This window comes from Pedobacter frigiditerrae, assembly GCF_004331645.1.
Classification (GTDB): domain Bacteria; phylum Bacteroidota; class Bacteroidia; order Sphingobacteriales; family Sphingobacteriaceae; genus Pedobacter; species Pedobacter frigiditerrae.
Window position 1 is genome coordinate 134,125 of the sequence record NZ_SJSK01000001.1, and the last position, 13,278, is coordinate 147,402.

The window sequence follows — 13,278 nt, forward strand, 5'->3', positions numbered from 1 at the left end:
CACAACCCTACTTGCCAATAGCAGTAATTATTAATATTGTTACTTATAACAAAATAGTGTTGTGGGTTCAATGTAGCAACATTGCTTTTATTCAAATAATTTTATAAGTAACATTTAGAATACGCATTAACAATTTTCGTTATTTTAATAAAAACGTTTAAATGCTATTGTAAATCATTAAATTTAAAGCATTGGTAAATCATTCGTTTCTAATGAAAAAATTATTTTTAATTATATTTTTTGGTTTTTCATTCATCCTTTTGAGAGCTCAAGACAATATGGATGAGGCATTAGCCTATCAATATTACCAACAGGGAGAGTTTGAAAAAGCTGCCGTTCTATTAGAGAAATTATTCAATAAAACTAAAAACGACAGCTATTTTGATTTATACTTCTCATCTCTTATTAAGGTTAAAAAATATACTGAAGCAGAATCAATTCTTAAAAAACTAATTAAACAATATCCTCAAAAATCTCAATATGCAATTGCATTAGGCAGGGTTTATCAAGAAAATGGTCGCACTGCGGATGCTAACAAAATATTTCAAGAAGCCATTAATAACACGCCTAAAGACGAAAACAAATTTAGGGAAATGGCGAATGCATTTTACAGATTCGAGGCTTACGACATGGCTATTTCTGCCTTTTTACAAGGAAGAAAGATTTTTGGCGATGAGCAGATGTTCCAATTTGAGCTTTTAAGCATTTATCGTTTTAAAAAAGACAAACAGATGCTCATACAAGAATATATTAATGTATTAGCAAGCACACCTCAATTATTACCTCAAGCTCAAGGAGTCTTAGCTTCGGTATTTGAAGACAATGCAGATTATCAATTATTGCAAAATGCATTGTTAAAGAAAATTCAAAAAGACCCACAAACCGAGATTTATACTGAATTATTAACCTGGCAATATATTCAGCAGCAGCAATATGAAATGGCATTACGTCAGTTAATTGCTCAAGATAAACGCACCAAAGGTGATGGTAATTTATTGTTTAACACAGCATATACTTTCGTTTCAAACAAGGCTTACGCAACTGCTATTAAAGCTTACGAATACATTTTAACCAAAGGCGAAGAAAATGAACTCTATCTTGCCGCCAAAGTTGCCTTAATTAACGCCAAATATGAATTGGCCATATCTGGCAAATACGAGAAAGTAGCTATTCAAGCCCTTGCTGATGAATACTTGGAAGTTCTGGCAAAGTATGGAAGAAACGGACAAGGATTAGTTGCGCTAAGGAAGCTAGCAAATCTACAGGCTTACTACCTTAACGATTTAAAAAAGGCAGAATTAACCTTAGAAAGTGCCTTACAAACTTCAGGCATCTCACAAAGTGATGTAGCTCAAATAAAAATGGATTTAGGTGATATTTATGTTTTAACAAAACAGCCCTGGGAAGCTATTTTAGCGTATGAACAAGTTTCTAAGCAATTCGAAAATCAACCATTAGGTAATGAAGCTAAATTTCGCTCAGCTAGAATTTTCTTTTACGTAGGCGATTTTAATTACGCCAAATCTCAAGCCGATGTTTTAAAGGCATCAACATCACAACTAATTGCCAATGATGCTTTAAATTTAAGTCTTTTAATAAACGATAATTTACAAAGCAAAAATGATAGCCTTGCACTAAAAATGTATGCTGATGCAGAAATGCTGCAGTTCATGAATAAGCCCGATCAATCCTTAATTAAACTCGACAGTATTAATATTGCTTATCCGAATAATAGCCTAGCTGATGATATTTTGATGGCTAAGGCTAAAATATTTATCAAAACAAGTGATGTACCAAAAGCAGAAACCATGCTCAAAGAAATTATTGCTAATCATCACGATAGCATTTGGACAGATGATGCCTTATTTATTTTGGCAGATTTATATGAGAAGAAATTAAATAATCCCGAAGAAGCAAAAAAACTCTTCCAACAATTGATGAACGATTATCCCGGCAGTATGTTCAATGCCGAAGCCAGAAAACGTTTCAGAAACATACGAGGTGATAATGTAGGCACTTAAAAAGTTTAGAGGGTTTAGTTGGTGAGGCGGTTAGGCGGTTAGGCGTCGAGATGATCATCAACTTAACAACTCCACTCCTTAACATCTAACCAAAATATTTTATCTTTGCCCTATGTTATTATACAACGTTACTGTAATTATAGAAGACGCAGCTGCAGAAGAGTGGTTGCAATGGATGCAAGAAATCCATATCCCAGAAGTAATGGCAACTGGAAAGTTTGTTTCCAATCGCTTGTTAAAAGTTTTAGATTCTCCTAACGAAGGAGTAACTTATTGCATACAGTATGTAGCAGAAAACTTAACCGAGTATGATGATTATCAATTAAATTATGCTCCAACATTACAAGCAGATTTACAAAGCAAGTTCGAGAATAGGCACGTTGCCTTCCGTACTTTAATGGAGTTTGTTGGATAAAGAAATCTATAATTTTAGAATTACGTACAGCCAAATCGTCAATCGTAACTCTAAAGTCTAAAATCAAATTTATTGTTTAATCAAATCGTACAGCTCATCCAATTTAGGTGAAAGTACAATTTCAATTCTACGGTTTTTACTACGGTTCTCTGCAGATGTATTAGGATTTAGAGGTTGATACTGCCCTTTACCTGTCGCTGTCATTCTTACACTTTCTACCTTTTGTTCTTCTGTTAAAAAGCGAACTACTGAGGTAGAACGAAGCACACTTAAATCCCAATTATCTTTAATCTGCCCTAAGTTATTTATCTTCTGAGAGTCCGTGTGCCCTTCAACTGCAATATTAATTTCTGGTTGTTGTTTCAATACTGTAGCCAATTGTGTTAAGGCTTGTTTTCCTTTCTCATCTATAATGATACTCCCCGATGGAAACAACAATTTATCTGTTAATGAAACATATACTTTACCATTTTTAATCTCAACCGTTAATCCATTTTTAGTAAAGCCTAATAATGCTTCTTGTAACTTAGCCTTAAGTTGGTTTGTTGCCTCATCTCTCTTACGAAGAATCTCCTCTACTTCTTTTAAACGTTGTTCGCGTTTTTTCAAATCATCAGATAGCTTATTTAAGTTTCCAGAAAGCTTATTGATCTCTGCAGAGCTGTTATTGCGCAATTTTGCATAATTAGCCTCCATTTCATTATGCTGGGTTCTTAAATCATTCAATTGGCTGTTTAAGTCGGATGTATCCTTCCTTAGACGAGTAATGCGTTGCTCTAAGCTTTCTCCATTTAATTGAGCTTCAGTTAAGGTTGAATTTAAAGAGTCTTGTTTCGCCAATAAGGCTTTATATTTTTTAGGAGATAGAATTACACAAGAAGTAATTGTTGAAGTGATTAAAAATAGGGCTAGGGCAAAAAAAGCATTCTTCATTTAGTAGTTGAGTTTGTTAAGGTTAATCGGTTATTTGGTCACTCGGTTAATTGTTAAGTTCACACTATCATTCAGTTAACCAATATCAGTAGCTTTTCTCAAAAATAGAACAAAAGGTTGAATAGTTTTAAAAGCAGTTATTAACTTATTAACGATTTCTGGTTTAAAAAATTCTTCATCCTTAATTTTATAAATGGCAATAAAGCTTTTTAGTTTCAACAAATCAATTTGTGGGTGATCAACATCATAACCTTTTGGCGCCTTTTTCAATTTATCTTCTTCACTTAATTTATAAATACTCTTGAAATCTTTTGCATTAATTATCTCCAAAAATTCTGAGGCACCATAATCAATTTCTTCTCTAATGCTTTTCAAAACTGGCGCTTCTGGTTGCCAAAATCCTACTCCAAAAAAACAATTATCTGGTTGTAAGTGCAAATAGTAACTAGGCGTACGTGGCCCATATCCTTTTACATCAAATGCAATTCCATAATTCTTTTTGTAAGGATCTTTATTCTTACTAAAACGAACATCCCTATAAATACGCATCAATGCTTTTTTAGGCTCAGTACTTGCAGAATAGGCTGGGTCTATCGCTGCCAATTCTTTAATCAGCTTTGCTATAAAAGGAAACAAATCTTCCTTCGCTTCTTCGTATAAATGTTTATTTTCTGCAAACCATTCACGATTATTGTTTTCCGTAACTGCATTAAGGAAATCGAAAGTTTTTCTGTTTAACATTAAGTTCAATTGGTTAATTGTTTAAACTGTTTAATTGTGTTGTCTACAATTGTAAACTAATAACTGCAAACTAACTATGGTTTATCAAAGATTGGATTATACTTTATTTTAGGAGATAACCAATGCAATAATATGATACGTGAATATCGATAATTTAAGGGCGATAACAAAAGTGAACCTAAAAAAATTACACCAACATACAACCACAGCGAATCAAAATCAAGCCTACCACCAGACAAATAATAAGTGGCAAATCCCATTGAAATCATTTCTATCATATTCATGGCATAGCTTACGTACATAGCCGCATAGAAATAACCTGGTTCTATCTCAAACCTTTGGTTGCAGTGCGAACAACTATAATTGGTACGTTGAATATTAAAACCGTAAATATTCCCAGTAAAAATATCCCCTCTTCTACATTGAGGACATTTACCTTTAATGATGGCATAAAACTTACTTGTCTTTTTTAAGTCGTTGCCCATAACAGAAAAATAAAAGGATTAATTACTAGAGGTAGAAGTAACTTTTTTACGGTAGTTCTTGTACCATAACACACCAATCCCTGCAATTAAGATATAAGGAATTGCCAACAGGTAAATAATACCGGAGTTTAAACCTTTACCTTGTGTATTCCCATTTTTAGTCCCTTGTTCGGCGCTAATGGTACACATAGAGCATTGTGCCTTTACCTCAGGTATAATAATTGTGGTGGCCACAAGAATAAATAAGATGCAAGTAATTTTCTTAAACATTGATACAAAGGTAATGATAAATTCTAGGGTGAGTTTTAAAATTTATGTCATAAAATCAGTATGGACAAGGGATCTGTATAAATTTACCTAATCTGCTAGACTTCCTTTTTGCTAGTTATATTTTAATGTTTCAGCTAAGAGTATAATATGGAGCAATCATTAGGTAAACAACAACACCAGTAACAGCTACGTATAACCATAATGGGAAAGTGATTTTAGCAATCTTTTTATGTTTATCAAATCTTTGAGCCAAAGCCCTTACATACGTTACCAAAACAAATGGGATTGTTGCTATTGATAAAAGTATGTGGGTTAATAAGATAAAATAATAAACATATTTTATTGTTCCTTCTCCGCCAAATTTTGTAGACGGGGTTGTCATGTGATAAGCGATATACATTAATAAGAACAACAACGAACAAACAATAGCCAATTTCATTAAATTTTGATGTAATTGAATCTTGCCACTTTTAATTGCTAAAACTGCAGTTACTAAAAGTATTGCGGTAATCCCATTTATTGTTGCATAAATAGGTGGCAAAAAGTGTAGTGGTTGGGCATTTGGTATTTTAACGAAAAAAAGTACAGCTACAGCAACAGGTATTGCTATAGACAATAAAATAATCCATTTATTATATTTTTGTTCGATTGGGGTGTTCATATTAATATCTTAACTTGTTTAGCCAAACTTTATTTGACTTTTGACTATCGTCCGTCTTTTATGTTTCTTAATTCTTCAGCAACCAATACCTTGACTTCATCATCTAATTTTGATAATGCTTCTTGATTTGTTGCTTCATAATAACCTCTTATCCTATGTTGCGAATCTAATAACACAAACATATTACTGAAAGTAAATTTGGCCTTGCCATTTTCAATCACCTTAAGTGCATCTAATAACAACCCATTTTTGATAAGTTTATTTACTTGAATACTGTCTCCAGTTAATAAATCCCATTTTCCAGCATTTGCGGAGATATTTTTTGCGTATTCACCTAGGATTGCAGGCTTATCATGTTCCGGATCTATACTTAATCCTATAAAATGAATCATGGTGTTTTTTTCATACACATTAGCAAACGTCGACATCGCTTTATTTGCAAAATTAATCCCACCAGGGCCATTAGTGTAAAATAGGTTAAGCAATACTATCTTTCCTTTATAGTTTTCCCACGTTAAAGTATCAGCCTTTTGGTTTACTAATTTGAAATCTTCAACAACATGATAAACGGTATCTGGAATTTGCTTACCCCTAACTGTATGAAAAGTTGATGCTACTTTTTTTGGGCCATAAATAGCTAATGGTTTGTACCTATTTTTCCCCTTTTCTTGTAGTAAATAATATAAAAATCCCGGTACCGCTAAAATGGTTACCAGGATTAATATTTTTTTTATTGGATTATATTTCATCAAGCTTATAGCACTTGAGGCATATGGTCATGTATGTAACCGCCTTCAATTAGCATTAAAACAATGAAATAAATAATAAATATAAAAGAAACGGACAATGCCAATTGCAATCCAAGTTTCTCAAATTTTAAGTGCATGAAATAAGCCACAATATAAAAAGCTTTCAACAGGGTTAAAGCGATATAAAGTGTGTTACCAATTAAAATCGCATGGTCTCCAAAGTAACCAGCAGGTTTAATCCATAATGCGATGATAAACTCGATAACAGTAATAAATAATAGGATAAAAAATACTTTCCAGATTCTCCCTTTAGTCATTCCCTCCTGGTCACCATGACCATGATCTTCTGTTGTATGTACGTTATGTTCTGACATGATAATATTTTAAATGAATTATAATTAAACTAAATAGAAGAATGTAAATACAAACACCCAAACTAAATCTACAAAGTGCCAGTATAAACCAACTTTTTCTACCATCAAATAATGACCACGTTTTTCAAATGTTCCATTAATAGTCATACATAAAATGATGATATTGATAACTACACCACTAAATACGTGAAAACCGTGAAAACCTGTAATGGTAAAGAATAGATTTGCAAATTGTTGTGCTGCAACTGTAGAAACAGGTCCTGTAAAGAAATGAGTTAATTCTTTAGCCGTGGGAATTGATCCCCACCAAAAACCTTCATGATGTAAATGCGTCCATTCTATTGCCTGACAGCCTAAGAACATGAAACCACCAATAATGGTAGCCACCATCCACCAAATTACTTCTTTTTTAGCTCTTCTGTGTCCAGCTTCTACCGCCAAAACCATAGTTACAGAACTCATGATCAAAATGAAGGTCATGATACCCACAAAAACCAAAGGGTACCCGTGATCTGCTATGCCCGGTATAGATTGAAAAACCAAATCTGGCGATGGCCAAGTAAATTTAGTGAAACGTTGTGCACCATAATAAACCAATAATGATGAGAATGTGAAGGCATCTGATAATAAGAAAAACCACATCATTATTTTACCATATTCTACCGACCATGGCGAACGTCCGCCTGCCCATGGAGTAGTTTTAACTTGGTCTAATTTCGATAATGAATCCATTTAGTAATAGTATAATAGTTTGTTAAAAAATCTAACTGTTCAAAAGTAAAAAAACATACAGATATATCCATAATATATCTATAAAATGCCAAAAAATTGAAGTAATTTCTTGACGATAAACCGCTTTCTCTGTTGGAATGTTCTTGTATGAACCTACCAAGCTATTTAATATAAAGCAAATCCCTGCAAATATGTGTAATAAGTGAAATCCTGAAACAATATATATCAAGGAAATAGCCGCATTATTATTAATTAAAAATGCCCCACTTTGATATAAACTTGTCCAAGCCTGAAACTGTAAAAAGCCAAAACCTAAACCTAAGGCTAAGGTAATCCATAAAAACAACTGTTGATTAGCCTTATTTCCATTTCTAAGTGCCCTTGATGCTAAGTAAAGTGCTATACTGCTTGCGACTAAAACTACTGTACTGTAAATAAAGGCATCTGGTAATACTAAACCATGCCCTTTACCCTTAGATGCAGAAAATACGATATAATAACTTGTCCACCCACCAAACATAATAGTAGAGGAAACCACAAATAACCAAACCACAAACTTTTTGGGTTTGGCATCAAATTTTATCTCTTGTTGTTGCAAAGCAAACTCCATTTAAATATTGTTAAACGATTAAATCAAATAATAAAACCAATTGTACTAAAGGGATGTAAAAGAAAGAACAAAACATCACTTTTCTAGCACTTGGCAAATCCATCTTTACCATCATTTGGTAAGCAAAATAACTAAATGCAATTCCAGCTATAATTGAAACTCCAGCTATATAAAATCCGCCAAAGCCCAAAAATGTTGGTAGTAAACTCACTGGTATTAAAATCAGTGTACTGATAAATGTAAATACAGCACTTGTTTTATCTCTTTTTTTAGTAGGCAATAACCTAAACCCTGCTTTTTTATAGTCGTCATCTAATACCCAAGCAATAGACCAAAAATGAGGGAATTGCCAAACAAATTGTATCAAAAATAGAATAATGGCGATTTGATAATCTACTGGTACGTAACCAATTTCAGATTGCCCACCAATGGCAGCAATGTAACCGATAAGTGGAGGCAATGCGCCTGGAATTGCTCCAACAAACACCGAAATTGGCGATTTTTGCTTTAATGGCGTATATGCAAAAGCATACAGTAGAATAGAAAATACAGAAATTAACCCTGTTTCTAAATTAAGCTTGCCTAGTAACCAAGTACCCGCAATACCCATGATTAATCCCAAAACCAAACCCTGACCCGTCGTCATTCTACCAGCTGGCATCGGACGGTCTTTAGTTCTGGTCATCAATTTATCTAAATCTACCTCAATGATTTCGTTAAAACAGTTAGCTGCACCGGTTACTAAAAAACCACCAACAATTAATATCAACCAATTGTCCCAATTAATCCCTGCAGCAATCCCCCTGTCAATCTGTATTTTAGATCCAATTAAAAAAGTAACTGAAGCGGAAAACACAACTAAAAATGTTAGTCTGAATTTGATCAATTTCGAGAAGTCTGAAAAAAACTGTTTCAATTTTTTAATTGGTTAATCCCGATAGCTATCGGGAAGGTTTGTAAGTTGCCGTACGGTAAACTAATAGGTATAAATAATATTGTAGGCTAAACAATATTGTTGCAAATAAAATATGTATAGCTTGTGCGTAAGGTGGTAATGAAAGATAAGAAAGTATAAATCCGGTAGCTATTTGTATGATTAAAATAACCATGATGTAATTCGCCGTCATTAAAGGCCAAGCTTTACCACTAAATCTATCGATAACCATTTTATAAACTATAAAATTACAAACTGCTACCAATATGGCTAAATCTCTGTGCCATGAAAAAACAAAACCCACCTTGGCAACCCAAGTATTTCTATCTCCAAAATTTAAAGATTTCGCTATTGTATCTATACTTTCCCTAACTTCTGTTCCTAATACAATCTGTGCTATTGTAATTATAATAGTAAAAGCCAAAAATCCTTTTAGCCATAATATGCGATACATGATCACGCTTCTTTCCTTATGCAGTTGCTTAGCATAATTGTAAGTGTATATCAATATTCCTAAAATAACTAGGGCTAATAACATATGTACCGTTACCACCCATTGAGTTAAATTAGTAGAAACAACTATCGAACCTAACCATCCCTGATAACCTATAATTAAAATATTCAGTATACTTAATACTATAATTCGCTTAGCTGTCTTTTTATAAACAAAAGAGTAAATCGCTACCAATATTAAAAATATACCCAAAATTGCCCCCACTAACCTGTTTGCATATTCAGTCCAGCTTTTAGCTGAATTAAATTCCTCAGGCACAATTATACTTTGATCGTGCCTAATGCTTTTTGCTAACTCGGGTTTACCCATGCTTTCTAAGTATTTAGCAAACTTTTCGTTCTTTTTAATTCTACCCGCAACATATTTCTCTTTATAATCGGCAGGTAAATCTTTTACAGAAGTAGGAGGTATATACTGATCAAAACATTTAGGCCAATCGGGACATCCCATTCCAGAACCAGTACTGCGAACTATACCACCAGCCAAAATAACCAGTAGTGTTACAATAATAGTAATGAAGTTTAATCTTATAAATCTATTTTCAGATTTAGCAATCATTGGGTGTGATGGATTTAAAAAAACAAGGTATCTGTTGCAAGCTATTTTTAACTTCAGCAGATACCTTATTCTATATTATAAACAAGCTAAACTTGTTTATTCTGCTTCTTCTTGAGTTGGCTTGTTAACAGCTTCCCAATCTTTTTGAACCTTTTCTGCTTCAGCATTTCCTTCAAAATCATGAGGCAAATTAGAGCTCATTGTTTGAGAGAAAGGAACTGTTTGCGGAATGAAGTCATGTTCAGCACCAGGCTTGCTATAATCATATGGCCAACGATATACTGTAGGGATTTCCCCCGGCCAGTTACCATGTAGATGCTCTACCGGTGTAGTCCACTCTAATGTATTAGCTTCCCAAGGATTTTGAGGTGCTTTTTTACCTTTAAATATAGAGTAGAAGAAATTGAACAAGAAAGCAACTTGCGCTAAAGCAGCAACAATTGCAGCCCAAGTTACAAATACGTTAACTGTTAACCATTTGTTCATGAATTCGAACTCTGTAAATGCATAGTAACGACGAGGCACACCATCTAAACCTAAAAAGTGTAGCGGGAAGAATACCAAGTATGCACAGATAAACGTTAACCAAAAGTGCAAATAACCCAATTTGGCATTCATCATTTTTCCAAACATTTTAGGGAACCAATGATAAACACCTGCAAGCATACCAAAAATCGCTGCTGAACCCATTACCAAGTGGAAGTGGGCAACTACAAAGTATGTATCGTGTAAGTTAATATCTAATGCAGCGTTACCTAAGAAAATACCAGTTAAACCACCTGAGATAAAGAATGAAACTAAACCAATAGCAAATAACATTGCTGGCGTAAATCTGATATTACCTCTCCATAAAGTAGCTAAATAGTTAAATGTCTTAACTGCCGAAGGAACTGCAATAATTAATGTTGTAATCATAAATACACCACCAAGTAAAGGATTCATACCTGTTACAAACATGTGGTGACCCCAAACGATGAATGATAATGTTGTAATACCAATTAATGAATAAATCATTGCATGGTAACCAAAGATTGGTTTTCTAGAGTTTACCGAGATAATCTCTGATGAAATACCTAAAGCTGGCATAATTACGATATATACCTCTGGGTGACCTAAGAACCAGAATAAGTGTTGCCATAAAATTGGCGAACCGCCCTCGTTTGGAAGTACTTGAGTACCCATTACGATATCTGATAAGTAGAAACTTGTACCAAAACTACGGTCAAAGATCAACAATACAACACCAGCAACTAATACTGGGAAAGATAATATACCTAAGATTGCTGTTAAGAAGAATGCCCAGATTGTTAAAGGCATTTTCCAAAGATCCATACCTTTAGTACGCATGTTTAATACAGTAGTAACGTAGTTGATACCACCCATTAATGATGATGCCACAAATAATACCATACTAATTAACCATAAGGTCATACCCATTCCAGAACCTGGAATTGCAGTAGGGACTGCCGATAGTGGTGGGTAGATTGTCCAACCAGCACTTGCCGGGCCAGTTTGTATAAAGAATGAACCCATCATGATTACACAAGCACTGAAGAAGAACCAGTAAGAAAGCATATTCAAGAAAGGTGAAGCCATATCTCTAGCACCTAGCTGTAATGGAATTAATAAGTTACTAAAAGTACCACTTAACCCTGCTGTTAATACAAAGAATACCATGATGGTACCGTGAATGGTTACTAATGCTAAATAAAAGTCTGGCTTAATTCTGCCGCCTTCAGCCCATTTACCTAAAAATGTTTCTAAAAGAGGAAAACTTTTATCTGGCCAAGCCAATTGAAGTCTAAATAATATAGATAATCCCATTGCAATAACTGCCATTATGATACCAGTTATTAAAAACTGCTTAGCAATCATTTTGTGATCCTGACTAAATACGTATTTAGTTAAGAACGTTTCATGGTGATGACCGTGATCATCGTGACTATCGTGGTGGTGTGTATCTTGTAGTGATATAGTTGACATAATAAGGGCTCTCCAGTATTATTATTTTTTTAAAGCGATTTGATTTGTTTTTACAGTATCCTTTGCAGTTGTATCAGCTTTTGCTGGTGCTGCAACTGGTTCAGCAATTACAGGAAGATTAAATGCTTTTCTTAAATCATTTGTTAAGTAAGGGGTTTGTTTTACAACCCAAGCATCATACTCTGCTTGAGTAACTACTCTTACAGGTTTCTGCATGTTATAGTGGTTTGCTCCACAAATTTTAGCACAAAGCAATAAATATTTAAAACTAGGATCATTAGTTTTAACCTTCATTTGTTCTGTAGTAATGGTTGGTGTGAATTCGAAATAAGAAGTCATACCAGGAACAGTATTTAACTGCACTCTAAAGTGAGGCATATAGAAACTGTGTAATACATCTTTACTTGTTAAAATAAAACGCACTGGTTTATTTACTGGTAAAACAATCTCATCACCAATTTGATCATCTAAACTGTTTTTGTCAGTAAAATCGATACCTAATGCGTTTATAGCTGTTATTTTTTTATAGTTCTTTTTACCTACTACTCCATCAGCACCTGGGTAACGAATATCCCACTGGAATTGAGATGAAGTTACTTCAATACTTAAAGGTTTGTTATTTGGATCTTCAATTTTATAGAATATTGATCTCCAAGTTAAGAAACCCATTAATACCAATACTGTTAATACTAAAGCCGGAATAATTGTCCAAACACGCTCTAATGCGTTATTATGAGGATAGTAATAAGCTTTTCTATTGTTGCTGCTTTTGTAGAAATAAGCAAAAGCAAATAATACAATGTGAGTTAAAATAAATACAATAGTGGTAATAATCAACGTAATGTTAAACATTTGGTCAATTTTCTTACCGTGTTCTGATGCTGCCTCAGGCAAAAGCATTTCGCCATGAACCGTATATTCCCAGTACACACCATACAAACCAACTACTAAGAATATAGCGAAAATGATCCCGTTAACTTTATCCCAGTTAATTGATTGTTTGCCTTGCGTTTCTTGCGTTAATTCATAAACTCTTAATGCCTTTCCAACTATTGCAATGAATAAACATAACAACAAGAACAGCAATATATAGAATAAGGTCGATTTATATATCGGTCCCATATCTACTGGTTTAGCCGTAGCGGCAGCGGCTGCTTCTTGAGCGAAAGCACTGGTATTTGCAAATACAGTAATTAATACTGCTAAAGCCGCCATTGTTTTATTACCTATTAATTTTTTTAAACTCATTTTCTTAAATTAGTACGTTGTACTTTTTTAATATTAAATTATATAATCTT

The 13,278-nt window shown here is 33.7% G+C and carries 15 protein-coding genes; 2 read left to right on the forward strand and 13 right to left on the reverse strand.

The features are described 5' to 3' along the window. The first annotated feature begins 212 nt into the window (after positions 1-212). Together EZ428_RS00590 and EZ428_RS00595 are read left to right on the forward strand one after the other, a co-directional pair. Entirely contained in the window at positions 213-2,021 is a 1,809-nt protein-coding gene (locus EZ428_RS00590; protein ID WP_131551172.1) for a tetratricopeptide repeat protein, read from the forward strand. A gap of 112 nt (positions 2,022-2,133) precedes the next feature. Next, entirely contained in the window at positions 2,134-2,436 is a 303-nt protein-coding gene (locus EZ428_RS00595; protein ID WP_131551173.1) for a DUF4286 family protein, read from the forward strand. 69 nt (positions 2,437-2,505) lie between these two features. On the opposite strand, the gene EZ428_RS00600 is transcribed toward EZ428_RS00595, so the two are convergent. The 13 genes from EZ428_RS00600 to EZ428_RS00660 all read right to left on the reverse strand — a co-directional run bounded on the left by EZ428_RS00600 (position 2,506) and on the right by EZ428_RS00660 (position 13,228). After that, positions 2,506-3,369 carry an OmpA/MotB family protein gene (locus EZ428_RS00600; protein WP_131551174.1) on the reverse strand — a complete coding sequence of 288 codons (864 nt, stop codon included), beginning with the start codon at positions 3,367-3,369 and terminating at the stop codon, positions 2,506-2,508. Between the two features lie 75 nt (positions 3,370-3,444). After that, the gene (locus EZ428_RS00605) at positions 3,445-4,110 is read right to left on the reverse strand and encodes a DUF2461 domain-containing protein (RefSeq protein WP_131551175.1); all 666 of its coding nucleotides are present in this window, start codon (positions 4,108-4,110) and stop codon (positions 3,445-3,447) included. 74 nt (positions 4,111-4,184) lie between these two features. Continuing rightward, complete coding sequence (locus tag EZ428_RS00610) at positions 4,185-4,595, reverse strand: DUF983 domain-containing protein (RefSeq protein ID WP_131551176.1); 411 nt, start codon at positions 4,593-4,595, stop codon at positions 4,185-4,187. Between the two features lie 18 nt (positions 4,596-4,613). Continuing rightward, positions 4,614-4,865, reverse strand: coding sequence for a hypothetical protein (locus EZ428_RS00615; RefSeq protein ID WP_131551177.1), 252 nt, complete (start codon positions 4,863-4,865; stop codon positions 4,614-4,616). A 130-nt stretch (positions 4,866-4,995) separates the two neighbouring features. Beyond that, positions 4,996-5,526 carry a DUF420 domain-containing protein gene (locus EZ428_RS00620; protein ID WP_131551178.1) on the reverse strand — a complete coding sequence of 177 codons (531 nt, stop codon included), beginning with the start codon at positions 5,524-5,526 and terminating at the stop codon, positions 4,996-4,998. A 44-nt stretch (positions 5,527-5,570) separates the two neighbouring features. Next, on the reverse strand, positions 5,571-6,275 hold the full coding sequence (locus EZ428_RS00625; RefSeq protein WP_131551179.1) for an SCO family protein: 705 nt from the start codon (positions 6,273-6,275) through the stop codon (positions 5,571-5,573). Positions 6,276-6,280: 5 nt separating this feature from the next. Then, entirely contained in the window at positions 6,281-6,649 is a 369-nt protein-coding gene (locus tag EZ428_RS00630; protein ID WP_131551180.1) for a cytochrome C oxidase subunit IV family protein, read from the reverse strand. A gap of 24 nt (positions 6,650-6,673) precedes the next feature. Further along, positions 6,674-7,381 carry a cytochrome c oxidase subunit 3 gene (locus EZ428_RS00635; protein WP_131551181.1) on the reverse strand — a complete coding sequence of 236 codons (708 nt, stop codon included), beginning with the start codon at positions 7,379-7,381 and terminating at the stop codon, positions 6,674-6,676. Between the two features lie 31 nt (positions 7,382-7,412). Next, positions 7,413-7,991 carry a cytochrome c oxidase subunit 3 gene (locus EZ428_RS00640; RefSeq protein WP_131551182.1) on the reverse strand — a complete coding sequence of 193 codons (579 nt, stop codon included), beginning with the start codon at positions 7,989-7,991 and terminating at the stop codon, positions 7,413-7,415. Positions 7,992-8,001: 10 nt separating this feature from the next. Next, a complete protein-coding gene (cyoE, locus tag EZ428_RS00645) occupies positions 8,002-8,907 on the reverse strand; it encodes a heme o synthase (protein ID WP_131551183.1) in 906 nt (301 codons plus the stop codon). 25 nt (positions 8,908-8,932) lie between these two features. Then, entirely contained in the window at positions 8,933-9,997 is a 1,065-nt protein-coding gene (locus EZ428_RS00650; RefSeq protein ID WP_131551184.1) for a COX15/CtaA family protein, read from the reverse strand. Positions 9,998-10,093: 96 nt separating this feature from the next. Continuing rightward, the gene (locus EZ428_RS00655) at positions 10,094-11,980 is read right to left on the reverse strand and encodes a cytochrome c oxidase subunit I (RefSeq protein ID WP_205945579.1); all 1,887 of its coding nucleotides are present in this window, start codon (positions 11,978-11,980) and stop codon (positions 10,094-10,096) included. Between the two features lie 21 nt (positions 11,981-12,001). Beyond that, on the reverse strand, positions 12,002-13,228 hold the full coding sequence (locus EZ428_RS00660; RefSeq protein ID WP_131551185.1) for a cytochrome c oxidase subunit II: 1,227 nt from the start codon (positions 13,226-13,228) through the stop codon (positions 12,002-12,004). Between the last annotated feature and the right edge of the window lie 50 nt (positions 13,229-13,278).